Raw genomic sequence first — 23,659 nt, forward strand, 5'->3', positions numbered from 1 at the left:
GCTGACGAAGCCCTCGCGGGATCCGGTCCACAGTGCGCAGTGCAGCTGCTCAGCCGAATCCCCCGCTCCGCCGCCGCGTTCGGCCCGGAGCGGCCACCGTCCCTTCACGGAAGCGAGCACCCCACCCGCATGAACCTCACGGTCCGACCTGCCCGCAGAAGCTCCCTCGCCCGCACCGCGGCGATCCTCACCACCATGGGCCTCGCGCTCGCAAGCACCGCGATCCTCGGGTCCGGCGCCGGCGTCAGCACCGCCTCCAGCCACCGCGAGGCGCCGCTGATCGCCGCCGACCCGCAGGTCGACAACACCGACGTCTACGCCTTCACCAGCCCCGACAAGCCGGACACCGTCACCCTGGTCGCCAACTGGCTGCCGTTCCAGGAGCCCAACGGCGGGCCCAACTTCTACCCCTGGGCCGACGGCGCGCACTACGACATCAACATCGACTCCCAGGGCACCGGCAAACCCGACCTCACCTACCGCTGGACCTTCCACACCGAGGACCGGCGCGGCACCAACACCTTCCTCTACAACAACGGCGTGGTGAACAACCTCACCGACCCCACCCTGCTGTTCCGCCAGTACTACACGCTCCAGGAGCTGCGCCCCGGATGCGACCCGGTCACCCTGGTCGAGCACGGCACCGCCGCACCCTCCGACACCGGCCGCGCCTCCATGCCGAAGTACGGGCAGCTGCGGCAGCAGGCGACCGTCCAACTGCCGGGCGGCGGCCAGACGGTGGCCACCCAGGCGGCCGACCCGTTCTTCCTCGACCTGCGGGTCTTCGACCTCCTCTACGGCGGCAACCTCTCCGAGGTCGGCCAGAACACCCTCGCCGGGTACAACGTCAACTCCCTGTCCATCCAGGTGCCCAAGAGTCGCCTCGCCTTCAAGGGCGACTCGGGCCGCAACCCGGTCATCGGAGTGTGGTCCAGCACCGAGAAGCAGACCCTCAAGCTCAGCCCCGGCAAGGCCGAACCGACCGGCAAGTTCGTCCAGGTCTCCCGTCTGGGCAACCCGCTCGTCAACGAGGTCGTCCTGCCCGCCGGTCTCAAGGACGCCTTCAACTCCCTGCCGCCGTCGGAGGACCACAACCAGCCCGCCGTGGTCGCCAAGGTGCTCAACCCCGAGGTGCCGCAGCTGATCCAGGCGATCTACGGCCTCCCGGCCCCGGCCACCCCGCGGACCGACCTCCAGGAGATCTTCCTGACCGGGATCGCCAAGGCCGCCAACGGCCCGCTCGCCGTCGACCTCAACTCCCAGCTGATGAACCAGGACATCGACCCGAAGCACTTCGTGCCTGCCGAGGAGCTGCGGCTGAACATGTCCACCCCGGTCACCGCCAAGCCCGACCGGCTCGGCGTCCTCAACGGCGACTTCCAGGGCTTCCCCAACGGCCGCCGCCTCACCGACGACGTCGTCGACATCGCCCTCCAGGTCATGGAGGGCGCCACCCCGGGCCACCTGATCGGCGCCCTCGCCGCCGGCGACAAGGTCAACACCACCGACAAGCCCTTCGGCACCGCCTTCCCCTACCTCGCGCTGCCGTACGACAAGGCCGTCAACCAGGCCAACTGACCCACCCCGCCGGGCGGGTGGCCGACCACTCACCGTCGGCCACCCGCCCGGCCGCCCGCACGATCACCCGCACCGCCGAAGGGCCCTCATGCGCCGCCTGCCCCTGCTGCTCACCACCCTCGCCCTGTGCGGCGGCCTGGCCGCGTTCGGGGCACTGGACCGCACCGGGCCCGCCGCCCCCCACTCGGCCTCGGACATCGCCGGGCCTCCGGACGGCCGTTCCGCCCCCGACAGTTCGCTGACCCACGCCATCAGCGCCGACCAGCAGCGCCTGCGGCAACTGCCCACCGACGCGGCAGCGTGGGCGCGCCTGGGCGCCGAGTACGTCGAACAGGCCCGCCTCACCGCAGACCCGTCGTACTACCCCAAGGCCGACGAAGCCCTGCACCGCTCCCTCGCCCTGGCCCCGCAGGCGAACGCCGACGCCCTCACCGGCCTCGGCGCCCTCGCCAACGCCCGCCACCTCTTCGACCAGGCCCGGGAGTTCGCCGAGCAGGCCGTCACCGCCTCACCGGCACACTGGCCCGCCTACGCCATCCTCGCCGACGCCCGCACCCAGCTCGGCGACGACACCGGCGCCACCGAGGCCGTCCAGCAGCTCCTGGACCGCCGCCCGGGCACCGCCTCCTTCACCCGCGCCGCCTACGACCTCGAACAGCACGGCCGCGCCGACGAAGCCCGGGCGGCGCTCCGGCAGGCCCTCGACGGCGCCTACGACCCCGCCGACAAGGCCTTCTGCCAGTACCAGCTCGCCGAACTCGACCGGAACTCCGGCCACGCCGAGGACGCCCTCGCCGGCTACCGGCAGGCCCTGCGCACCGACCCCGACCACACCCCCGCCCTCGCCGGCCAAGCCCGCGCCGAAGCCGCCCTCGGCCGGAACGACGACGCCCTGCGCGACTACACCGCCGCCGTCGCCCGCGTCCCGCTCCCCCAGTACCTCCTCGAACTCGGCGAGCTCCACGAAGCCCTGGGCCACCCCGAACAGGCCCGGGAGCAGTACCGGCTGCTGGCCGCCGAGCAGCAGCTCGCCGCCGCCAACGGCGTCGTCGACGACCTCACCCTCGGCCAGTTCCAGGCCGACCACGGCGACCCGGCCGAGGCCGTCCGCCTGCTGCGCGCCGAATGGGCCCGCCGCCAGAACGTCCTCGTCGCCGACGCCCTCTCCTGGGCCCTGCACCGCACCGGCGCCGACCCCGAAGCCCTCACCCTCGCCCGGCAGGCCCAGGCCCACGGCTGGCACAACGCCCTCTTCCTCTACCACCTCGGCACGATCGAACTCGCCCTCGGCCGGAACGACGACGCCCGCACCCACCTCACCGAAGCCCTCACCACCGACCCCGCCTTCCACCCCCTCCAGGCCCCCCTGGCCCGCACCGCCCTCACCGCCCTCCGATGAGGCACGAGCAACTCCCCGGGCGACATTCGGAGCCTGTTGGCGGGCATCCACTCGCTCTCTATGCGATGTGCTCCCGAATCATTTCGCCGATCCGCCGGGGAAGTCCGGGAGAGAACAATGCGTGGCCCATTCCGGGAACCGGCTGGAATCGGGAATGAGGGATCTCCCCGGCGAGGGCACGGCCGTGCGGCAGTGGGCGCACGGGATCCTCCGTGCCGTGCACGACCAGTGTCGGGGCCTCGATCGAGGACAGCAGAGCAAGGCGGTCTTCGGTCATGTGACGTCCGGCCAGATCGTGGTTGAGGGCCGCACCATGGTTTCCGGTCCAGTCGAAGGAGGCTTCCACGAAGCGCCGAGCGGAATGCTCGTCGAAAGGAAGGACGTCGCCGTTGAGTACTCGCCACGTCTCCAGATTCGCCGCGACGTATTCGTCGCGAGTCCCCTGCGGGAAAGCGGCGCGCTGTGCGAGGTGCACCAGGAGCCGTGCCGCGGGTGGCGGCAGGTCACTGGGATCGGGCGCCCGCCCGGCCATAGCGCGCACCCAGGCCGGGCCCGCGCTGTGGCCCATCGGACCGGTCATCATCGCGGTCAGAGTCAGTACGCGTTCCGGGCGGTGCACGGCCAGCCACTGACCGATCGCGCCGCCCAGGGACGCCCCGACGATGTGCGCGGCGGCTATTCCGTGACCGTCGAGCACGGCCGTCGCATCGGCGGCCATGTCCGCCAGCGTGTAGGGATGGATGGCGAAGTCCACGCCGGTGGACCGGCCGGTGTCCCGGTGGTCGTAACGGACGACCTGGCGACCGTCGGCGACCAGCACCTCCACCAACTCGTCCGGCCATCCGATGCCTGGTGCGGCGGTCCCCATCACCAGCAGGACCGCCGGGTCATTCGAGTTTCCGACCCGTTCCGTCCACAGCCGTAATTCACCGGATTCGACAAATAATTCAGCACTCGAAGTCATGGGCGCCAACCTAGTGAACGAGGCGCCAGTTTTCCATACCCTCAATGGATATGACTTTTCATTACTATTCTGATAGAATACTGACTAGTTCACCGGCTCCGAATGAACTGAAATGACCCCTGCCTCTTGCCGTCGCCCAGGGCAAGCAGGCCGGTGACCTCGGCGATCACTGCCGGGGAGGGCTTGAAGCATCGGGCGGACATCCTCCGCCTCCCGCACCGGGGCCCCGCCATCAGCACCAGCAGGCTCGCACCGTCCTCACCAAGACGGGTCGGGGAGGAGTGCCGCCGCTCGGCGACGAACTGATAGCGCAACGCCAACGCCCACCCCTCGACGTCCTGGCCGCACCGTGTCGCGAACGCGCCCGCATCCGCATCCGCGGCGAAAAGGGCATCCGCTGGGCGGCCGCCTCCCGACGCGTGCCGCGTGATCGGTCACGTCTGCGGGGAACAGAACGAAACTCAATGGCGAGGCCGCCCACCTCGTGCTGGAGTGGGCGGATGGATCACGAAGAAGTGCTCGCCCTGTTCGACCGCCGGATGAGGCGCGACGCGCGGCCCGACAGTGCCGGAGCCCGCGTCGAGCGTGACGGCGACGTCGTGCGGCAGGTCGGCGAGGAACACGACTGGAACGGCGTCCTCTGGTCGGACCTCGACGATGCCACAGCGGATGCGGCGATCGCGGCGCAGGTGCGCTACTTCGGCACGCTGGGGCGCGAGTTCGAGTGGAAGGCATACGCCCACGACCGGCCCGGCGATCTCGGAAGGCGGCTGCGGTCGGCCGGGTTCACGGCTGAGCCCGAGGAGGCGGTGATGGTCGCCCGGATCCAGGATCTGCCGACCGACATCGCGCTGCCCGAGGGCGTCCGTCTGCTCCCGGTGACCGATCCCGCGGGAGTGGATCTCGTGGTGGACGTGCACGAGCAGGCCTTCGGCACCAGCGGCGCCGGTCTGCGGCAGCGGCTCCTCGCCCAACTCGCCCAGGACTCGGACACGGTCAGCATGGTCGTCGCGATGGCCGGCGACCTGCCCATCTGCTCGGCGCGGATGGAACTGAACCCCGGCACGGAGTTCGCGGGCCTGTGGGGCGGCGGCACCGTGACCGCCTGGCGAGGCCGGGGTATCTACCGGGCCGTGGTCGCCCATCGCGCCCGGATCGCCGCCGACCTCGGCTACCGCTACCTCCAGGTCGACGCAACCGACCAGAGCCGCCCCATTCTGCAACGACTCGGGTTCGCCGTCCTGACCACCACGACTCCGTACGTCTACCCGCCCCAGCGCAACGACCGCGAGGCGTAGCGCGGCAACACGACCATCGGGCACACTCGGTGGACCTTCTCGGTCACAGCACCAGAGACCGCTCCGGGGCGTAGGCGCAAGCCGCCGCGTCACGAGAGCACGAAGTCAGGCCGTCTCGACCGGACACGGCCAGGCCTGGACCGGGCGAAGCGATCGTGTGCTGTCCGGTCGATCCGGACCGGCCAGTGACCGGGCGGTTCCTCGGCGGCGAAGAAGGACCCCCTGCTGCTCACAGTGCACAATCAGCGGGTGACAAGTTCCCGTACCGCGTCGCTGACGGCGGGGATCTCGTCGGGACCGGCCCACTCGTGCGCGTCGTGCTCGGTGAGGATGACCGGGCCGGTCCGAGTGACGGTGACCTCGAAGGTCAGCTGCCGGGTGAGGGCGCCGCTGCCGGAGGTGTAGTCGAAGTGCCCCAGGTACTTCTCGACCGCGTCGATCCGCAGGCCGGTCTCCTCGTCGACCTCCCGCAGCAGGGCCTGCTGGATGCCCTCGCCCTTCTCGACCTTGCCCGACGGCAGCTCCCACAGGCCGGCCATGAACTCGCCGGCCGGGCGCCGCAGGAACAGCAAGCGGTCGCCGTCGGCGATCACGGCGGCCACGACGAAGCGTTCCACCCCGTCCGTCTCGGCGGCGGCGCGGATCGTGTCCTCGAACGTGGGGTCGGCGAAGGGAGAGTTCACAGCAGCTCCTTGTGGTGGTCGCTCACCTTGATGGCCGCCCGGATGTACTGCTCGGCCGGCGGACGATCCTGTTCACGATGCCAGACCGGGAGCTTGATCGTGTGCGCGTGGGTGTGCTCGGCGACCGGGAAGTCCCCTGCCCGGTAGCGGCGGTGAGCGTGCGGGTGGCCGGGGAACAGCATGGCCGGGCTCTGGTACAGCGGTAGCTGGTTCAGCGGGCAGGTGGAGCCCGGCCGGTCGAACTCGACCGCGCCCTCGGCGACCAGGGCCTGGTGGAACCGCTCGACGCTGAGGCCACCGAGCTCCTGCGGGCGGTAGGTGAGCGTCAACCCGTACCAGGACGGGACCACTCCCTCGGGCATCGGGATGACCTCCAGCCCGGGGATCCGCGCGAACTCCTCGGTCAGGTAGCGGGCGATCTCCGCCCGTCCGACGAGGTAGCCGTCGAGGCGGCCGAGCTGGTCGTGCGCTATGGCGGCGGCCAGCGGGTGGATCCGGAGCTTGAGGCCGGACCCGGTGACCGCGTACTTCCCGAGCCGGTGCTCGGCCGGGATCTCGGACCTGGCCCGCTTGTTGTAGTGGCCGAACATCAGGAGCTGGTCGTACGTTTCGTCGTCGTCCGTGAGGACGAACCCGCCCTCGCCGCCGGACAGCGGGTTCGGACTGTTGAGCGAGAACGCCCCGGCCATCCCGAAGGTGCCGACCTTCTTGCCGCCGTGAGACGCACCGTGGGCGTGGGAACCGTCTTCCAGCAGCAGGAGGTTGTGCGTCTTGGCGATGCCCTTGATGACGAGCATCGCGACCGGCCTGCCCCACAGGTGGGTGACATGACGGCGCGGCTGGGCGGTGCCGGAGCTGACGGCGACCGCATGCCGGACCCCGAAGTAGTCCTGAAGGGCGTCCTCCAGGTCGGCGACGATGCCCGAGCGGCCCGGGACGGAGATGGCCGAGCGGAGCTGGGCCATCTCCGTCGGGACTGAGGAACGTGGCCCGCAAACCTCGCCGAACTGTTGACCAGCCGAACGGGTGATTTCGGCGATGGCTCCGCACTCCGCGGCCCACTCACCCCGAGGCCGTTCGCCGCCGCCCCGGCCGCGGTCGGGGCGGCGGCACTCGAACGGGTTGTCGCCGCCCGGGCACTGGGCTCCGCCCCTGCCGGACGCCCTCCGCGGTCGCGTGGAGGAGACCCCGGAGCACGCACCAGGGTGATCGAAAAGTCCCTGTTCGACCCGGGCTCGCCCGGGCGGAAAACCGCTTGAACGTCAGAATCGAACAGCACCATCATCAGCCGCCAGCGGCCACTTGAGCGCCGTCCAACTTCACTGCTTCAAAGCACACTTGTCGCGCACGATGCCGATGCCCGGCTCCGTGCGCTCGAACACCCCCGTTGCCGACGGTCTTGACTCGAAGCCGCACCGAGCCTCCTGACCGACCGGCCGCGGCCACAACCGCCCCGACACCGAGGAGCCCCCTCATTGATCGACTTCGAGGTACTCACCGAACTCGCCGCCGGCGAGGGCATCGAACGCATCGGCGTCGGCGTCGTGGTCCGCGACGCCTCGGGCCGGATCCTGATGATCCGCCGGGCGCCGCACGACGCCCTGCCGACGCTCTGGGAGTACCCGGGCGGCTACCGGCGGGCGGGCGAGACGGTGCCGGGCGGCGCGGCCCGTGAGCTGGCCGAAGGGACCGGGCTCACCGGCCTGCCGCTGGAGTACGCACGGCACCTGGACTTCACCGACCCGCGCGGCCGTCGCGTCCGCCAGTTCGTCTTCACCGGCGTCGTGCCGGACGACACCCCGATCACGCTCTCCCACGACCACGACGACCACCGGTGGACGGCTACCGACGCCCTGCCACCGACCACCGGCGGCCGACGAACGGTGATCGAGTGGCTCGGCCGGCAGCTGAGCGTCCCCGGCTGGCGGCCGGTCGGCGCCCACCTCGCCGGCGTCGCCCGACCCACCACCTACGGCAGCCTTCTGATCACCGACCCTCGGGGCCGCATCCTCGGACTGCGCCCGACCGTCGACCCGGCCGCATGGGACCTCCCCGGCGGCGACGTCGGGAGCGGCCGGACACCGTTCGCCACTGCCCTGACCGAGACGGAGAAACAGACCGGGCTCGATCTCGCCGCCGAGAATCCCGAGGTGGTCGCCCGACGGCGCCTGGTGGCCGTCATCCACGAGCAGGCCGGTACGCGATACCCCGTGCCGGTCTGCGGATACGTCTTCGACGGCGGCGTCCTGACCCCCGACCAGCAGGCGCGGATCCACCTCGACCCGGCCGAGCACACCGAGTTCCGGTTCGAGACGGCCCACGACTGGCGGTCGCTCATGGAGCCGGACCACTACCACCGGCTCCGGCAAGTGCTGCGCGCCCACCGCTCCGGCGTCCCGCTCTGCCTGGAACGCCCCGCACCGGAGGGCGACGACTTCGAAGGTGTCCTGGTCTTCGTCACCGACTCCGCCGGTCGACTGCTGATGCACCTGCGCGAGGACCGGCCGGGCATGCCCTGGCCCGGCTACTGGACGCCGATCGGCGGCTGGCGCGAGGGTGACGAGAGCGCCCGGGAGAGCGCCGTGCGCGAGGTCCGCGAGGAGGCCGGCATCGAGATCACCGACCTACGACCCCTCCCCGACCCCCACCACGGCCTCGGACTCCCGCTCACCCGCGTCCTGCACGCCGTCCGGACCGACTCCGGGCCGGACCTGCGGCTCGGCGACGAGGGACTGGCCGTGCGCATGGTCCCCCTCGACGAGGTGCCGCTGCTCAAAGTCCCGCCCTACCTGCGGCACTACCTGCCGCTCCTTGCCACCGCTGCCGACCCGACCTCCGGGAGGACGGTATGAACCCCGAGGACATCCGCCCCGCCACGCCCCCGGCTTCCGCATCGGAGCCGCTCACGCTGGTCGTCGGCGTCCACCTCGTGCTGACCGAGGCCGACCGGGTGCTGCTCGGCCGACGGCGCAACACCTCCTACGCCGCCGGGATGTGGCACCTGCCGGCCGGGCACATGGAGTGCGGCGAACCGGTCACCCGCTCCATGACGCGCGAGGCGGAGGAGGAGCTCGGCATCACCATCGCCGAGGACGACCTCCTGCTCGTCCACGCCCTGCACCTCCTCGACACCGACGACGGCCGCAGCCGGCTCCAGTTGTTCTTCCGCCCCACCCGGTACAAGGGCCGGCTCCGGAACGCGGAGCCGCACAAGTGCGGGGAACTGCGCTGGTGGCCGCTGGACGGACTGCCGGGCGACATCGTGCCCTACACCGCCCACGCGCTCGCCGGGATCACCCGCGGCAGCACCCTGTCCACCGTAGGGTGGACCGGATGAGCGCCGCCGAAGTCCCGGCCGACGTCGACCGGTTGCTGCGCGTGGCGGCCGGGCGCTACGAGCTGCTGGGTGTGCGCTCCCTCTCCCGCACCGGCCGTCCGGCCGTCTGGGAGGTCGTCGGCGCCGACGGGAACAGGCTGTTCGCCAAGCGCCACCGGAACCCACTCATGCACGAGCGCGAAACCGCCGCCTACCGGCTCCTCGCACCGGCCCTCGGCGGCGGCCGGGCACCGTCCCTGCTGGCCGAGGACACCCGCGCGCTGCTCGTCATCACGTCCGCGCTGTCCGGCACCCCGGTCGCCGGCACCGACCTCACCGTCGCCGAGGAACGGGAGGTCTACCGGCAGGCCGGGCAGCTCGCGGCGGTCGTCCACGCGCAGCCGACGGTCGGCGCCCCCGTCGGCGAGTCCCTGCCCTGGGCCCACGAACGCTCCCGGGCGCTCACCCGCGCCCACGACGCCCGCCTCCCGGCGGAGGACATCGCGGTCCTGGCCGAGGCGACCCGCCACGAACCACCGCGCACCGCGCTCGCCTACTGCCACGGCGACTTCGGCCCGCGGAACTGGATCGTGCGCCGCGACGGAGCACGACTGACGCTCGGGGTGATCGACTTCGAACGCAGCCACGTCGAAGCGCCCGCCCGCCGCGACCTGATGCGGCTCACACTCCAGCTCACCCCCCGTCGGCCCGACCTGCGAGCCGCGTTCACCGCCGGGTACGGGCGCGAACTCACCCGGGACGAGCGGGCGGCCTGCCGGGCGTGGGCCGCGATCGACTGCCCCGCCGCCCTGCGCTGGGCCCTGGACCACCACCACGACGAGGAGATCCTCGGCTACGCCCGCACCGTACTCGCCCTCCTGCGCGAACCGAACCCCTTCGCTTGAACACCCCCTTCCCCACTACCGGTTGGAGTCCCCGTGCAGTCCCTGCGTCAGGCCGTGTGCGTCATCGTCCACGACGAGAAGGCGGGCAAGGTCGTCTGTATCCACTACGCCAACGAGACCTGGTCCGCGGTGCCCGCCTGGACCGTCCCCGGCGGCAAGGTCGAGGAGGGCGAGCGTCTGGACGAGGCCGCCGCCCGCGAGCTGCGCGAGGAGACGGGCCTGACGGTCTCCCCCGAGGAGCTGCGGCTGGTCCACACCATCCAGGTCAGGGCCGGCTGGGACGGCAAGGGTCCCTTCCTGCTCTCGGTGTTCGCCGCGACGTCCTGGAGCGGGGAGCTGACCAACCCCGAGCCCGACAAGCACCTCGCCGTCCTCTGGACGGACGCCCGAGCGCTGCCCACCCCGATGTTCTCCACCTCGCACGCCGCCCTCACCGCCTACCTCGCCCGCGACGGACGGGGGTTCTCCACCCACGGCTGGGACGGCTCGGTGGACCCGCGCTCCCTGGTCGGGGCCTGAGCTGCCCGGACGCCGCCTCCCTCCGACCGCCCACCTCACCCCGGACCCACCTCACCCCGGAGAGCACCCGCCGATGAACCCCACCAGCACCGCCCGGGCCGCCGTACCCGAGGACGCCGACGAGCTGCTGCGCCTGCGCGTCGCCGTCCTGGACGGCGGCCCGCTCACCGACGAATGGCGCACCACCTTCCGCGACGACATGCGCGAGCGGCTGGGCACCGACCCCCACCTGCTCGCCTACGTCGTGCCCACCGCCGACGGCCTCGCCGCGTGCGCCATCGGCATCGTCTACCGCGGCTACCTCGGCCCCTCGTTCCCCACCGGCCTGTGGGGCCGCATCCACACTGTCGCCACCGACCCCGCCCACCAGCGGCGCGGACACGGCCGCGCCGTCACCACCGCCCTCGTCGAAGCCCTCAAGGACCGCGGCTGCGGATCCGTCGAACTACGGGCCACCGCCGCCGGCGCCGGCCTGTACCGCACCCTCGGCTTCGAACCCCTCGACGGCTTCATGACACTGCGCCCCGGCCCCGGCGGGTGGACGCGGTGAGCGCCCTCGGCCTTGCCCTCGGCGCCGACTTCAGAGCCGACGCCGCGCGGGACCTCGGCTCAGGCCGACATCAGCAGGTCCTCCGACCGGGTCCGCCCCGCCGGAGTGTTCGCCCAGGCACTGCGCGGAGGCAGTTGGACGATGCGGCAGCGGCACCGGCCCACCTCCGCCGCCAGTGCCTCGGCCTCGGCATCGTTCAGGCTGAACACGAAGAGCCCGGGGACCAGCAGGGTGGCGACCGATCCGTCGCGGACGGCCCGCAGCAGGGCGTCCCGGGCGGGCAGTCCGTCCGCCGGGCGCCTGCCGTTGTCGATGTAGACCACCGGTTCGGGCAGCCCCGCGTCCCGGGCCAGCTCTTCCAGCGCCCGCCGGTGGCACTCCATCTCGAACGCGTCGGCGGGGTAGGAGCGGAGGTAGATGGCCGGTCGCGGCGCACACTCCGCCCCGTGAGGTGTCTCGGACGAGAACATCGCTTCCACCTGCCTGCTTCCGGATTCCGTGCGGGTGCTGCCGTACCTCGATCAGACCGCACCCATCGCTACGTATTCCATGAGGACCCCTACGCATACCTACACTTAGTGACGGATGTGCCTACGACTGCTACGCAGGGTGAGGCATTCGAGGTGAGCCGAAATCCGGGCGGCGCCGGGCCGGGAGACCGCACCGCGCCGCCCGGACCGTGAGGCGATCTCGCGCATGTCACGACACGTTCGTGAGCAGCGTGTAACCGTCGATCCTGGCGGTCGTCCCAGCCTGGTCGGCGACCGTGCCACCCTGCTTGACGAGCGTGAGCGTGTGGCGGCCGGCCGGCAGGCCGGAAGCCTCGGCGATCACAGCCTGGGCGGTCCGGGCCGGCGCCCTGGTGTCGACGGTGCCCCTGCGGATGCCGTCGACGGTCAGTGCCAGGAGCCCCTGGTCGGGGGCCTTCTCCCCGATGACGCGCAATCCGGTCCCGGTGAAGGTGAAGGTGACGCCCGCGCCCTCGGCGGTGGTGATGTGGGCGTCACCGAGCAGGTTGCCGGTTCGTCCGCTCGCGGTGGTCCAGGTTCCGGTGTAGGCGATGGTGACGGGAGCGAGGAGGTCGCCGGTCTGGCTGTCGTTGCCGGTGATCGGCTCGGGTGTACGGGCGTCGGCGTGGGCGGGTTCCAGGCCGGCGGCGGCCACGATCGCCCGCGCGGCGGCGGGCCACCGACCGTCGGTGACGGTAGTGGTACCGGTGACGGTGCTGCGGGTGCCGTGGTTGGTGACACGGCCGGTGTCGGTGTGGTTGTCGTGGACGGTGTTGTCGCTGATCGAGGCCTGCCAGAGATTGACCCAGGCGCCGGTCACGGCCGTGACGACGTTGTGGTGGGTGTCCCAGTACGTGGAGTCCTCGTCGTGGTAGATGCCGTGGCCGCCGACCAGGCTGACGACATTGCCGGCGAGGACCGAGCGGGTGGGGCCGAAGCCCTGGCTGCCCAGGGTGTAGATACCGGCGCCGTCGTGCAGGACGCGCATGACGTCGTGGACGTAGTTGTCCAGGATCCGGTTGTTCCCGGCGTAGGAGGTTCCGTGGCGCGGGCGGGCGGCGCCGTAGCTCTCGCGGTCGGCCCAGCACCAGCCCCAGCCGAGGGAGATACCCGTGTACGGCGTCCGGGCGACCTCGTTGTGGGCGACGGTGGTGTCGGTGGCGTAGCCGACGAGGATGCCGACGGCGTCCTCGTAGTCCTGGCCGACCCGGGTGATCGCGTTGTCGGCGACGGTGTTCCCGCGCGTCCAATGGGTCGGGTCGGTCTGCCAGAAGTCGTCGAACTCGCCGACACTGATGCCTCCGCCCGCGGTGTCGTCGACGCCGTTGCCGGTGACGGTGCTGTCCTGGGTGGCGGCGGCCAGTTCGACGCCGACGCCGCCGACGTGGCGGACCCGGTTGTCGGAGATGCCGATGCGGCTCCCCCGGACGACGCGCACCGCGCCGGGTGTGTGGACGGCGCGGGCCGGCGCACCGGCCCACAGGACGCCCGCCTGGTTGTCGCGGTAGCCGTCCGGCCCGGAGGGCTGCAGCCAGGTCGCGTACGAGAACGTGATGCCGCGCAGGGTGATGTCGTGCACGGGGGCGACCACGTCGGGGGTGACGGCGAAGGCGTCGACGGTCAGATAGCCACCGGACTTCTTGACGATCGTGACAGTGTGCCGACCGGGTCGGAGACCGGCCTTCGAGAACAGCGTCTGGCGGGCGAGGCGTTCGGGGACACCGGAGGGCAGCGTGACGGTGCGGTTGAGCGCGACGGTGCGTTCGAAGGCTCCGTCGACGTAGACGTCGATGTCGCCGGAGTCCTTGAAGCGCTCGCCGAGTACGGCGATTCCCGTACCGTCGAAGGCGATGGCGACGGACGCCCCGTTCACGGAGGTGTACTGGACGTCGTCGTCGAGGTCGCCGTACGGGCGCGCGGCACTCCGGTCCCACGAACCGCTGTAGGTGGCGCGGGGGTCGGTGCTGTTGACGGGGGTGACGGGGCCCGGCGTTCCGGCCAGTTGCACGAGCCCCTCCAGGACGGGGAGTTCCACGTCGGCGCTCGCCAGGTCCTCCCCCGGGCGGGGGATGTAGTAGAGCTGCCCGGCCGACCGGTCCAGGTAGAACTGGCCGGGCCGGGAGAGGTTCTCGTAGGCGTTCTCGATCCAGGCGATACCCGCCGCGGCCTCGTCGGCCTTGTCGGTGCCGCCGAATCCGCGGTAACCGCTCCCGCTCTCCGGGTACGCCAGACTCGCGTACGGCGGTCGGCCCGCGTCGCCCCAGCAGGGCTGCGCCATGACGAACTCGGAACCGCCGCCCTCCCGGGGCCCGATCCGGGCGACCGGGCAGCGGAGGTGCTTCCAGGCGTTCCGGCCGACGACCTCGACGTCCGCCGGGTTGCGCCAGGACGTGTAGCGCCCGTCCGAGGTGGTGAAGCCCGTGGCGGTCCTGGTGAAGCCGCCCGGGTCGGCCTCGGAGCGGGTCCGCTCGGCCCGCACTCCGTTGACGTACAGCTGCCGGGACTCGGTGCCGCTCGGCACGGCGGCGCGGTGGAGGCCGGTCCCGGCGTCGACGAGGGTCCAGCCGGTGACCTTCCGGGCGCCGCTGAGGACCGGTTCCTCGCCCGGGTACGCCTGCCAGTGGACGGTGTGCCCGCCGGTGCCGGAGTCCTGCGGTGCGAGCTCGAAGGTCCGGTCGAGCCGGTAGGTGCCGCCCCTGAGCAGGACCCGGATGTCGGAGGCCATCCGCGGCGCGAGCGAGCGCACGAGGTCGCGGGCACCGACCAGGGAGCAGGGGGCGACGGCCGTGCAGGCGGTTCCGGTACCGGTCGGGGACGCGTAGTAGTCCTTGGTGGCGGGCGCAGCCGCGAGAGCCTTCGTCGGACCCTCCGCCCCTGTCACCGCGATGACGACAGCGGCCACGACGATCGCGAGGACGCGACCCGCCGTCCTGCGGCGCCTTCGGGTCCCGAGCCCCGCGGTGGACGTGCTCCGGCGCCCTGCGGTGGACGTGCTCCGGTGCCTTTCGATGGACGTGCTCCGGCGCCTTGCCGAGCGCAGTGGATGTGAAGCAGGCACAGCGGCCTCCGAATCGGATGCGGCGAACGTCTCCGAGGGCGGCTTCCCCTGCGGTGAAGCAGACCGGCGTGCTCCTACGACCCGCCCCGCCGGACACCTCGGCCCGACGGGCATCCTGGGCCCGATCCCGAACCCGGTCAACCCGTTCGGTCGAAATTCTGCACAATCAATCCATCATTGATCATTCGATCAATGAGCCACTCGTGAGCACACCTCCCGCGCGGGTGACCCGCCCCCGGATCGCGACACCTTCCCCCGCCGCACCGAACAGCCCTTCAACGGCAAAGCGATGAAGAACACTGCTTGCAAGATTGCGCTTCAATTGTGAAACAGCAACGCAAAGATGCAGCATGGGCACTCCCAGTGACCACCCGAGCGACCCCGCCGAAGCAGGAGAAATCGCAGGTCGGACGAGGTCTGCCGGGATTTCCGACGACGATCGCGAACGGCCGCGATGAACTCCGGTCGAGCGTCCGGTGAAAACTCGCTCCAGACCTTGCACCGGAGTTGTACAGACAAGCTAGCTTCCCTGCCCATGAGACTCCTCCGACGAACAGCGGGCGCCTGCCTGGCACTGTTCCTCCTCGTCCTGGGCTGTGCGCAGCCCGCCGCGGCGCACATCTCGCCGCGCAACGCCGAACTCGTCCTCACCACCCAGGACGGCCGCACCAGCGGCCATCTGACGGTCCATCACGACCTGGTCGCGCCCGAGCAGGCCGGAGCCTGGGCGACCGGGCTGCTGAACCCCGGCTGCCCGGGCACCGGCACCGGCACCGCGGGTGACGCCGGCGGTGTCGCCGAGGGCGTCGTCGTCGAGCTCGCCTGGAGCTGCCGGGTCGAGCGGCTCGACCTCACCGCCCTGCTCCGGCAGGGCGAACTCACCCGGGTCGTCGTCGAGCTCGACGGCAGTGTCACCGAGGCCACCGCGCAGAACCCGGTGGTGTCCGCCGCCGGTTCGCCCGCCCGGCCGGGCGCCCCGTGGGCCGCCATCGCCCTCCTCGGGACGGTCGGCGTCCTGACCCCGGTCCTGCTGTTCACCCTGCGCCCCCGCCATCGCCCCCACCGTCACGGCCGCGGCCGCGGCCGGGCGGTCACGGTGGCCGTCGTGTCACTGTCCTGTCTGGCCCCGCAACTCGCCACCGCGCTGCCCGCCGCCACCGGCACGACCGCGGCGGCCACCACCACCACCGCCACCACAGCCACCGTCACCGTCACCGTCTCCGGCACGGTGTTCGCCGACCGCAACGGCAACGGCCGCCGGGACGCCGGCGAGGCCCCGATGCCCGGGGTCGACGTCACCGACGGCGCGCTGTGGACCACCACCGGCGCCGACGGCACCTACACCCTGGCGGTCGACCCGGCCCGCCGGGAGACCGATCTCGTCAGCGTGGTCTCCCCCAACGGGTACACCCCGGTGCTGCGCGAGGACTTCGTCCCGAGGTTCTTCCAGCAGGTGCCCCCGGGCCAGGGTCCGCACACCGGTCTGGACTTCGCCCTCGTCCCGGACCGCAACGCGGCGAACCCCACCGAGAAGTGGCTGCTGGTCTCCGACCCGGAGGCCAGCAACACCGCCGACGACAAGGCCGCGAAGACCCTGCCGCAGTGGACCGGCCAGGTGGATTCGATGTCCCGGGTCGACGGCGCCACCATGGCGATCTCGACCGGCGACCTCACGGTGACCGACTACGCGGCCGACCCGCGCCGGCAGGGCGGCTACGACATCCTGCGCCGGGGCCTGACCGACGGCAGGCTCGGGATGCCCTTCTACCCGGTGATGGGCAACCACGACTTCGGCGCCCCGGCCGGCTCCACCGGCTACCCGGGCAGCCTGGAGTACTGGCGCCGCAACCTCGGCCCCGAGTGGTACAGCTTCGACCGCGACGGCCGGCACATCGTCGTCCTGGAGGACAACTACGACTCCGCCGGCCTCAGGCCGCAGCTGGACTGGCTGCGCGAGGACCTGCGGCGGCACGCCGTCGGCAAGCAGGTGCTGGTGTTCGCCCACCGCTCGCTGTTCACCCGCTGGGGCCCGGGCGCCGGGATGCAGCCGACCGTCGACGAACTCGCCCGCTACGACGTGCGGATGTTCGCCGCCGGGCACGACCAGCAGGCGGAGTTCCGCCGGGGCGCGTTCGCCCGCTCCGTCGAGGTCAACAACCAGGGCACCTACGGCATCGACGGCTCGCACCCGGACTTCAAGGTCCTGGACTTCGCCGGCATCACCGACCGGCCGAGGACCGCGGCCAACGAGGACACCGGCTATGTGACGGGCATCCACCGCCAGTTCGACGTCAAGGACGTGGTCACGCTGGTCACCCCGGCCCAGGGCGGCGTCTACGGCGACGGCGGACCCGTCCCGGTCGAGCTCTACACCGAGGACGCCGGCCGTACCCCCGACACCGCCGCGCTGACCGTGCGGGACGCCCACGGCACGGAGGTGCGCCGACGCGAGCGGATCGGCTTCGGCGGCTCCCCCGGCCGCACCGGCACCCAGAACTGCTACCGGGCCCCGGACGGCCGGACCGAGCCGTGCCCGAAGGCCCGGGTGTCCTGGACCTTCGGCGTCGACCAGGTCGGCAAGCTGCCGCCCGGCGACTACACCGCCGAGCTGACCGTGACGGACACCCGCGGCCGGGCCTGGCCCGCCGTGCGCAACACCTTCACCGTCGTCCCTGAGCAGCAGCTTGCCGACCCCGTCCGCGGCCGGGACTGGCTGCGGCAGGGCGGCGACGAGACCGGCCGCTCCACGAGCGGCGACGACCCGGGCAAGACCCTCGACGTGCGCTGGACGGCCAACACCGGCGAGCAGTTCAACCTCAACGGCGCCGTCATCACCGGTGACACGGCCATCGTCACCTCCCGGGCGTTCGACTCCCCGCACCACCTGGTGCTGGCGTACCGGCTCTCCACCGGCCGCGAGCTCTGGCGGACGTACGTGGACGGCGACGTCGAGTCGGCTCCGACCCTGAACGACGGCAAGGTCTACCTGACCACCGCCGTCGGCCGGATCTACGCCCTCAACGCCGCCGACGGCACCGTCGCCTGGCAGGCCGTCGAGCTGGAGGAGCAGCACGGGGCGACCGTTCGCCGCTACGGCCGGGCCGGCGGTCCGGTGAGCGTCTTCCCGCTGACCGGCGGCGCCCGCACCGTCGCCGTCTACCAGGACTGGAACCGGATCCAGTGCCGCGACGCCCGGACCGGTGAGGTCCTCGGCGGCTTCACCGGCGCCACCAACTGGGGGCAGTTCCACAGCACCGCTGTCCGGCTCCCCGGGACGGACACCGCGTACCTGCAGACGGACTCGGGCGCGACGGTGGTGGCCGTCGACCTGGCCGGCTGCCGCCAGCTGTGGGTCAAGGACACCGCCGGCGGGATCGACACCCACTCCTCCCCCGCCCTGACCGCGCCGGCCACCGGCTCCCCGCAGCTGGTGACGGTCACGGCCGACGGGGTGCGCGGCCACGACCCCGCGACCGGGGCGGTGCTCTGGCAGGCGAAGCTCGGTGAGGGCGTGTGCGAGCCCGGCAAGGCGCCGCTGACGGGTGCCGCGATCCGCGGCACCGTCGCCTACGTCGCCGGCCGGGACGGCCTCGTCCGGGCCTTCGACACCGCGGCGGCGGATCCGTCGAAGCCGCTGTGGGAGACCCCGGTCGGCTATCTGCCCGGCCGCAGCCCGCTGGACGACAAGGTCCGCGTCGCCATGGGCTGCACGGCCGGGGCGGGCTCGCCCACCGGGCAGGCGCTGGTCACCGAGAGCTCGGTATACGTGGGCACCCGGGACGGCCGGCTGATCGTCCTGGACCGGGTCAGCGGGAAGCCCGCCGCCGAGTACCGTCTCGGGGCGAGCCTGACCTCGGCGTTCGCCGTCAGCGGTGACTGGCTCCTGGCCCTCACCGACAACGGCACCGTGCACGCGCTGGCCGCCCGCCGGGAGCGGACCCCCGGGCGCCGCTGACCGTCCCCCGTGCGGGCCCGCCCCTCCCCGCACCGGGCGGGCCCGCACGGAGACCCAGGGCGGGCCCGCACACACGGAGACCAGGGCGGGCCCGCACAGACGGAAGCCCCGGGCGCCGCACCCTGGCGCCCGGGGCCTCCGGCCTTTCGGGGAGGGTCGTTCGGCCGCTATCCGCCGCCTGCGGGACACGCCGCCGTCGAGCCGCGGATCCGCAGCTCCGGATCGATCAACACCTCTCCCCCGGGCACCGCCCGGCCGCTGATCATCAGCTGCAGCGCCTGCGCGGCGTGCCGACCCAGGGTCTCCGTCGGCTGCCGCACCGTGGTCAACGGCGGCGCGGTGAGGTCCAGGAACGGCGAGTCGTCGTACCCGACGACCGACAGGTCGCGCGGCACCGACAGGCCGCGCCGGGAGGCGGCGGACGCCGCTCCGAGGGCCATCCGGTCGCTCGCCGCGACGATCGCGGTCGCCCCGCCGGCGATCAGATCCGCTCCCCCGCTACGCCCGCCGTCCACCGTGAACAGCTGCCGCGCCAACAGCGGACGCTCACCGTCCAGACCGTGCTTGCGCAGCGCGGCACGGAACCCGTCCGCTCTGCGGTCCGCCAGGAGGTTGCCCGCCGGGCCGGCGAGCATGGCGATCCGCCGGTGGCCCAGGGCGTGCAGGTGGTCCACCGCCAGCTCGGCCGCCCGCCGGTCGTCCGTCGAGTACGTGGGTGCGGCGGCGCCCCCCGCCCCGCCGTTGACGTTGACGAAGGGCACCCGGCGCTCGGTGAGCATCCGCTGGGCCGTGTGGTCCGCCCGGGCCATCGTGTTGCTCGCCGAGAGGAACACCGCGCCGACGATGCCGGCGCCCACCGTGGACTCGACGAAGATCCTCTCCCTGGCGCTGCCGGGCACCGCCAGGGAGAGCACGATGTGGAGGCCGAACGGCGACAGCTCGGCCTCGATCCGCTCGGCCAGTCGGGTGAACACGTCGTTGGCCAGCTCCGGCACGACGACCAGCACCAGTTCGCCCTCGGTCCGGCGGGAGACGTTGAGCGCGGTCATCGCCCGCTCGACCGCTTCCCTGGTCCGGGTGGAGACGCCGGACTTCCGGTTGATCACCCGGCTGACCGTCGCCTCGCTGACCCGCGCCAGCCGCGCCACCTCGGACAAGCCGATCCGCTCCGCCGCCCGTCGCTCCGCCACGTCCGACACCCCCTGGTCTCCGGAGGGCGGTGCCGTCGCTCCGGACGGCACCGCCCCTGTTCGCACCTGCTCAGGACCGCCGGACCCGCGCGATCCCGCAGCGGGGCACCGGCAGCCGGAACAGTCCGCTCGGCCGGATCCCCGTCCCGTCCCGCACGGTCGTGCCGTCCGGTCCGAACACCTCGATGTCGAGCGTCCCTAGACCGGTCGAGGTCCAGCCGAAGTCGAGCACCAGGTGGTCCTGCGCGGTGCCGTTCAGCAGCAGCAGCTCGGTGTCGTCCGCCCCGACCGGCACGGACCCCGCCCCGTAGACGCCGACGACCCGGACGCCCTCGTCGCTGCGGGCCGCGATCCACGGGTAGTTCTCGACCGGCAGGCCGGCCCGCAGCTCGCCCCGCAGGGCCACACTCTTCACGCTCTCCCACTGGGCGAGCACGAACTCCAGTACCCTGCGGTGCGGTTCGGGCAGGCTCGCGAGCCGGACCGAGATCTGCGGCACGCTGAAGAAGGCGTTCAGCAGCTGGCGCGAGGCCACATGGGGCTCGCCCGACGGGTCCCACATCATCATGTCGGAGTGCACCACCCGGTCCGCCGCCAGCAGGCGGGCGTCGACGATCGAGGCGCGGTTGGAGATCGCGTCGGCCGGGCAGTCGTTGGCCCGCAGCACGTTGCCGTAGGGGGCGATCGACGGGCTGACGTAGGGCTGGCGGAACTCGATCAGGGCGTCCGGCCGGCCCAGCTCGGCGAGGGCCGTGACCAGGTCGCCCATCCAGGTCTGCATGGCCACGCCCACGTCGGCGATGTCGCCGGTGGACGGCGCCGCCTTGTAGACCATCGCCTCGTCCAGGAAGTCGATCTTCAGCCCGTCCACGCCGTAGTCCCGGACCAGCCGGACACACGCCTCCACCAGGAACCGACGGGCCTCCGGCAGCCGGGGGTCGACGACGTTGGTGGCCAGGACGCCCTTGAACTCGGGTGCGAGATGGGCGAATTCCTCGAAGCAGTCGGCCTTGGGCCCGAGCAGCAGCGGGGCCACCCAGAGCACCACCTTCAGGCCGAGCGCGTGCAGCCGCTCCACGTGCGCGCGGAAGTCCGGGAACTTCTCCTCGTCCGGCACCCAGTCGCCGCAGCCCGCGTAGCCTCGGCCGTGGCCGTAGCGCTGCCAACCGTCGTCGACGAAGAGCGACTTGAGGCCGAGGGCGGCCGCGTGGGCGCCCTCCTCCTCCAGTCCCGCCGCATCCACGTCCTGGCCGAAGGAGTACCAGGTCGAGTAGACCGGCTCGGTGGCGAACCGCGGGACGGGCATCGACGGGACCTCGACCAGGTCGCCGAACCAGCCGCGGACCGCGCCGATCGCCCCGGTGTAGTCGCCGCCGGGGGCGGCAAGCGCCAGGCGCACCCGCTGCCCGGCGGTGGCACGCAACAGGGTGAGATGGACGACGAAGGCCTTCTCCTCCTCGGAGACGCCGAACCGCATCCGCACCTCCTCCACCAACTCGCCGAGGCCGAAGGCCAGCAGGCTGCGCCCGGCGTTGTCGTAGAGGCAGCCGACCGGCGCCGAGTTGACCAGGCTGGTGACGTCCTTGCACATCCAGTCCGGCAGGACGGTGCGGTGGTAGCGGGAGTTCGCGTTCCAGAAGCCCACCGCGTCGGCGAGCGGCACCTGGAGGGTGACGAGCAGCGGACCGTCCGCCCCCGCCTCGAACTCCACGACCCGGACCGGGCCGTCGTCCCGGATCCCGGCCACGGCCGCCGATTCGGTGACGGCCAGTCGGATTCCGTACGGGCTCTCGGACCACACGGTCACCTGGTCGGCAACGGATTCCTGAAGCATGGTGGTCTCTCTGCTTTCGTTTCGGGAGCGGTCGTGTCGGGTGCTGCGGTTCCGGGTGCGGTCACTGCTTCACAGCACCGGCGAGCATGCCGGCGATGAAGTGCCGCTGGAGGAAGAGGAACAGGCCGGCGGCCGGGAGCGCGGAGATCGCGGTGCCGGACAGGAGCTGGCCGTAGTCGGTGTCGATCAGGCCGTGCAGGCTCGCCAGCGACACCGGGATGGTGTAGGCGTCCGAGGTGCGCAGCAGGACCAGCGGCCAGAGGAAGTCGTTCCACGAGGCGAGGAAGAGGTAGATCGCGAGCGCCGCCAGGGAGGGCCGCATCGCGGGCAGGACGATCCGCCGCAGGATGCCGAACTCGCCCACCCCGTCCAGGCGTCCGGACTCCACCAGCTCGCGCGGGAAGCCCTGGAGGGTCTGCCGCATCAGGAAGATCCCGAACGGCAGGGCGAGGTTGGGCAGGACCAGGCCTGCCATCGTGTTGAGCAGGTCCGCCTTGACCATGATCTTGAACAGCGGCACCACGGTGAGGTTGAACGGCACCGCGAGCATCACCATGACCAGCGTGAACGCCAGGCCCGCGCCGCGGAACCGGTACGTCGCGAAGGCGTAGCCGGCCAGGGTGCACACCACGCCGCCGACCAGGGTGTAGATCCCCGCGGCCAGCACGGAGTTGAGGACCGCCCGGCCGAAACCGGCCTCGCCGAACAGGTGGGAGACGTTCTCGCCCAGGTGCTCGCCGGGCAGCAGCGGCGGGTTGCTGGAGAAGATCTCGGTCGTGCTGTGCGTCATGGCGACGACGAGCCAGTAGAACGGGAACACGAACAGCAGGGCGGCCGCGGCCACGGTGATCGTCAGGGCGAGCGCGCGCGGGTCGAGCGGACCGGCGGCGCGGGGCCGCGGGGACGGGCGGGCCGCGGCGCGGCGGCGGGCGGCGCTCACCGTTCCCGCCCCAGGACCTTGACCTGGACCAGCGCGATCACCGCGATGATCGCGGTCAGCACCCAGCCGATGGCCGAGGCGTAGCCGAAGTCGAAATACGTGAAACCGTTGAGGTACATGTACAGACCGATCGTGGTGGTGGCCCCGTCCGGACCGCCGTTGGTGAGCACGTACGGCTCGTCGAACAACTGCAGGGTGCCGGCGGTGGCCATGACCGTGGTGAGCACGATGGCGGGCCGCAGGCCCGGCAGGGTCACGTGCCGGAACTTCTGCCAGGCCCCGGCGCCGTCGGTGGCCGCGGCGTCGTAGAGCTCGTCGGGTATCGACTGGAGCTGGGCGAGGAAGATGACCGAGAAGTAGCCGGTGTAGTGCCAGAGCATCGCCAGGACGACGGAGAAGCGGGCGGTCAGCGGGTCGCCGAGCCAGTTGACCCGGGGCAGGCCGAGGTCCGCGAGCAGGGCGTTGACGGTCCCGAAGTCGTTGGCGAACAGCGCCCCGAACAGGATGCCGTACGCCACCAGGCCCATCACGATGGGCAGGAAGAACACCAGCCGCAGCGTGCGGCGCACGCGCAGCAGCGCCGAGTTGAGGGCGACCGCGAGCACCAGGGCGAGCAGCAGCATCACCGGGACCTGGACCGCTACGAAGAACGCGGTGTTGCGCAGGGCCTGGTAGAAGAGCTCGTCGCCGAACAGCCGGGTGTAGTTGTCGAGTCCGACGTAGGTCTCCTCGCTCCCGGTGGTGAAGGAGAGCCAGGCCGAGTACCCGAAGGGGTAGAGCTTGAAGGCGAGGAACAGCAGGGCCATCGGGAGGAGGAAGACGTACGGTGCCTGGCGTTCGCCGAGGCGGGGCCGGCGCTCGGGCCCGGGCCTGGACCTGGCACGGGTGGCCGTCCGCGGTGCGTGGTTGGACATGGGTACTCCGATGAACTCACCGGGGCCCGGGCCGGACGGCTCGCCGC

General features: G+C 72.0%; 19 protein-coding genes. 9 read left to right on the forward strand and 10 right to left on the reverse strand.

What is annotated here, in order from left to right:
• The first annotated feature begins 129 nt into the window (after positions 1–129).
• Positions 130–1,578, forward strand: a complete 1,449-nt coding sequence (locus ACW14Y_RS01360) for a DUF4331 domain-containing protein (RefSeq protein WP_456985577.1) — start codon at positions 130–132, stop codon at positions 1,576–1,578.
• Between the two features lie 88 nt (positions 1,579–1,666).
• Positions 1,667–2,977, forward strand: coding sequence for a tetratricopeptide repeat protein (locus ACW14Y_RS01365; protein ID WP_456985578.1), 1,311 nt, complete (start codon positions 1,667–1,669; stop codon positions 2,975–2,977).
• 58 nt (positions 2,978–3,035) lie between these two features.
• Here ACW14Y_RS01365 and ACW14Y_RS01370 read toward each other — a convergent pair whose 3' ends face one another.
• On the reverse strand, positions 3,036–3,941 hold the full coding sequence (locus tag ACW14Y_RS01370; protein WP_456985579.1) for an alpha/beta fold hydrolase: 906 nt from the start codon (positions 3,939–3,941) through the stop codon (positions 3,036–3,038).
• Positions 3,942–4,441: 500 nt separating this feature from the next.
• On the opposite strand from ACW14Y_RS01370, the gene ACW14Y_RS01375 reads away from it, so the two are divergent.
• Entirely contained in the window at positions 4,442–5,239 is a 798-nt protein-coding gene (locus ACW14Y_RS01375; RefSeq protein WP_456985580.1) for a GNAT family N-acetyltransferase, read from the forward strand.
• Between the two features lie 242 nt (positions 5,240–5,481).
• Here ACW14Y_RS01375 and ACW14Y_RS01380 read toward each other — a convergent pair whose 3' ends face one another.
• Both ACW14Y_RS01380 and ACW14Y_RS01385 read right to left on the reverse strand, forming a co-directional pair.
• The gene (locus ACW14Y_RS01380) at positions 5,482–5,922 is read right to left on the reverse strand and encodes an NUDIX domain-containing protein (protein ID WP_456985581.1); all 441 of its coding nucleotides are present in this window, start codon (positions 5,920–5,922) and stop codon (positions 5,482–5,484) included.
• The gene (locus ACW14Y_RS01385; protein WP_456985582.1) at positions 5,919–6,887 is read right to left on the reverse strand and encodes a DegT/DnrJ/EryC1/StrS family aminotransferase; all 969 of its coding nucleotides are present in this window, start codon (positions 6,885–6,887) and stop codon (positions 5,919–5,921) included. The genes ACW14Y_RS01380 and ACW14Y_RS01385 overlap by 4 nt, the downstream gene beginning before the upstream one ends.
• A gap of 510 nt (positions 6,888–7,397) precedes the next feature.
• On the opposite strand from ACW14Y_RS01385, the gene ACW14Y_RS01390 reads away from it, so the two are divergent.
• The 5 genes from ACW14Y_RS01390 to ACW14Y_RS01410 all read left to right on the forward strand — a co-directional run bounded on the left by ACW14Y_RS01390 (position 7,398) and on the right by ACW14Y_RS01410 (position 11,212).
• Positions 7,398–8,774: an NUDIX domain-containing protein gene (locus ACW14Y_RS01390; protein ID WP_456985583.1), complete on the forward strand. Its 1,377-nt coding sequence runs from the start codon at positions 7,398–7,400 to the stop codon at positions 8,772–8,774.
• Entirely contained in the window at positions 8,771–9,259 is a 489-nt protein-coding gene (locus ACW14Y_RS01395; protein ID WP_456985584.1) for an NUDIX hydrolase, read from the forward strand. The genes ACW14Y_RS01390 and ACW14Y_RS01395 overlap by 4 nt, the downstream gene beginning before the upstream one ends.
• Positions 9,256–10,143 carry an aminoglycoside phosphotransferase family protein gene (locus ACW14Y_RS01400; RefSeq protein WP_456985585.1) on the forward strand — a complete coding sequence of 296 codons (888 nt, stop codon included), beginning with the start codon at positions 9,256–9,258 and terminating at the stop codon, positions 10,141–10,143. The genes ACW14Y_RS01395 and ACW14Y_RS01400 overlap by 4 nt, the downstream gene beginning before the upstream one ends.
• A 33-nt stretch (positions 10,144–10,176) precedes the next feature.
• Positions 10,177–10,662, forward strand: a complete 486-nt coding sequence (locus ACW14Y_RS01405) for an NUDIX domain-containing protein (RefSeq protein WP_380312775.1) — start codon at positions 10,177–10,179, stop codon at positions 10,660–10,662.
• A 73-nt stretch (positions 10,663–10,735) separates the two neighbouring features.
• Entirely contained in the window at positions 10,736–11,212 is a 477-nt protein-coding gene (locus tag ACW14Y_RS01410; RefSeq protein ID WP_380394653.1) for a GNAT family N-acetyltransferase, read from the forward strand.
• 59 nt (positions 11,213–11,271) lie between these two features.
• Here the strand turns inward: ACW14Y_RS01410 and ACW14Y_RS01415 are convergent, their stop codons facing one another.
• The 3 genes from ACW14Y_RS01415 to ACW14Y_RS01425 form a co-directional block, all read right to left on the reverse strand.
• Positions 11,272–11,682, reverse strand: coding sequence for a hypothetical protein (locus ACW14Y_RS01415; RefSeq protein WP_380394651.1), 411 nt, complete (start codon positions 11,680–11,682; stop codon positions 11,272–11,274).
• A 229-nt stretch (positions 11,683–11,911) separates the two neighbouring features.
• On the reverse strand, positions 11,912–14,602 hold the full coding sequence (locus ACW14Y_RS01420) for a hypothetical protein (protein ID WP_456985586.1): 2,691 nt from the start codon (positions 14,600–14,602) through the stop codon (positions 11,912–11,914).
• A 358-nt stretch (positions 14,603–14,960) separates the two neighbouring features.
• On the reverse strand, positions 14,961–15,131 hold the full coding sequence (locus ACW14Y_RS01425) for a hypothetical protein (RefSeq protein ID WP_456985587.1): 171 nt from the start codon (positions 15,129–15,131) through the stop codon (positions 14,961–14,963).
• Positions 15,132–15,314: 183 nt separating this feature from the next.
• Between ACW14Y_RS01425 and ACW14Y_RS01430 the strand changes: the two genes are divergently transcribed.
• The gene (locus ACW14Y_RS01430; RefSeq protein ID WP_456985588.1) at positions 15,315–18,734 is read left to right on the forward strand and encodes an outer membrane protein assembly factor BamB family protein; all 3,420 of its coding nucleotides are present in this window, start codon (positions 15,315–15,317) and stop codon (positions 18,732–18,734) included.
• A 167-nt stretch (positions 18,735–18,901) separates the two neighbouring features.
• Here the strand turns inward: ACW14Y_RS01430 and ACW14Y_RS01435 are convergent, their stop codons facing one another.
• The 4 genes from ACW14Y_RS01435 to ACW14Y_RS01450 form a co-directional block, all read right to left on the reverse strand.
• Complete coding sequence (locus ACW14Y_RS01435) at positions 18,902–19,924, reverse strand: LacI family DNA-binding transcriptional regulator (RefSeq protein WP_380443868.1); 1,023 nt, start codon at positions 19,922–19,924, stop codon at positions 18,902–18,904.
• 70 nt (positions 19,925–19,994) lie between these two features.
• Positions 19,995–21,758 (reverse strand): glycoside hydrolase family 36 protein, encoded by a 1,764-nt coding sequence (locus tag ACW14Y_RS01440; protein WP_380394302.1) that lies wholly within the window; start codon positions 21,756–21,758, stop codon positions 19,995–19,997.
• A gap of 61 nt (positions 21,759–21,819) precedes the next feature.
• Positions 21,820–22,698 carry a carbohydrate ABC transporter permease gene (locus ACW14Y_RS01445; RefSeq protein WP_380309817.1) on the reverse strand — a complete coding sequence of 293 codons (879 nt, stop codon included), beginning with the start codon at positions 22,696–22,698 and terminating at the stop codon, positions 21,820–21,822.
• Positions 22,695–23,612 carry a carbohydrate ABC transporter permease gene (locus tag ACW14Y_RS01450; protein ID WP_456985589.1) on the reverse strand — a complete coding sequence of 306 codons (918 nt, stop codon included), beginning with the start codon at positions 23,610–23,612 and terminating at the stop codon, positions 22,695–22,697. The genes ACW14Y_RS01445 and ACW14Y_RS01450 overlap by 4 nt, the downstream gene beginning before the upstream one ends.
• Between the last annotated feature and the right edge of the window lie 47 nt (positions 23,613–23,659).

The sequence above is a fragment of the Kitasatospora sp. cg17-2 genome, assembly GCF_054031055.1.

What these genes read in the sequence shown, in the direction of transcription:
- ACW14Y_RS01430 (WP_456985588.1), top strand. Translation starts at nt 15,315, where the DNA reads ATGAGACTCCTCCGACGAACAGCGGGCGCCTGCCTGGCACTGTTCCTC.
- ACW14Y_RS01415 (WP_380394651.1), bottom strand. Translation starts at nt 11,682, where the DNA reads ATGTTCTCGTCCGAGACACCTCACGGGGCGGAGTGTGCGCCGCGACCG.
- ACW14Y_RS01360 (WP_456985577.1), top strand. Translation starts at nt 130, where the DNA reads ATGAACCTCACGGTCCGACCTGCCCGCAGAAGCTCCCTCGCCCGCACC.
- ACW14Y_RS01375 (WP_456985580.1), top strand. Translation starts at nt 4,442, where the DNA reads ATGGATCACGAAGAAGTGCTCGCCCTGTTCGACCGCCGGATGAGGCGC.
- ACW14Y_RS01450 (WP_456985589.1), bottom strand. Translation starts at nt 23,612, where the DNA reads ATGTCCAACCACGCACCGCGGACGGCCACCCGTGCCAGGTCCAGGCCC.
- ACW14Y_RS01410 (WP_380394653.1), top strand. Translation starts at nt 10,736, where the DNA reads ATGAACCCCACCAGCACCGCCCGGGCCGCCGTACCCGAGGACGCCGAC.
- ACW14Y_RS01395 (WP_456985584.1), top strand. Translation starts at nt 8,771, where the DNA reads ATGAACCCCGAGGACATCCGCCCCGCCACGCCCCCGGCTTCCGCATCG.
- ACW14Y_RS01400 (WP_456985585.1), top strand. Translation starts at nt 9,256, where the DNA reads ATGAGCGCCGCCGAAGTCCCGGCCGACGTCGACCGGTTGCTGCGCGTG.
- ACW14Y_RS01370 (WP_456985579.1), bottom strand. Translation starts at nt 3,941, where the DNA reads ATGACTTCGAGTGCTGAATTATTTGTCGAATCCGGTGAATTACGGCTG.
- ACW14Y_RS01385 (WP_456985582.1), bottom strand. Translation starts at nt 6,887, where the DNA reads ATGGCCCAGCTCCGCTCGGCCATCTCCGTCCCGGGCCGCTCGGGCATC.
- ACW14Y_RS01425 (WP_456985587.1), bottom strand. Translation starts at nt 15,131, where the DNA reads ATGCTGCATCTTTGCGTTGCTGTTTCACAATTGAAGCGCAATCTTGCA.
- ACW14Y_RS01440 (WP_380394302.1), bottom strand. Translation starts at nt 21,758, where the DNA reads ATGCTTCAGGAATCCGTTGCCGACCAGGTGACCGTGTGGTCCGAGAGC.
- ACW14Y_RS01365 (WP_456985578.1), top strand. Translation starts at nt 1,667, where the DNA reads ATGCGCCGCCTGCCCCTGCTGCTCACCACCCTCGCCCTGTGCGGCGGC.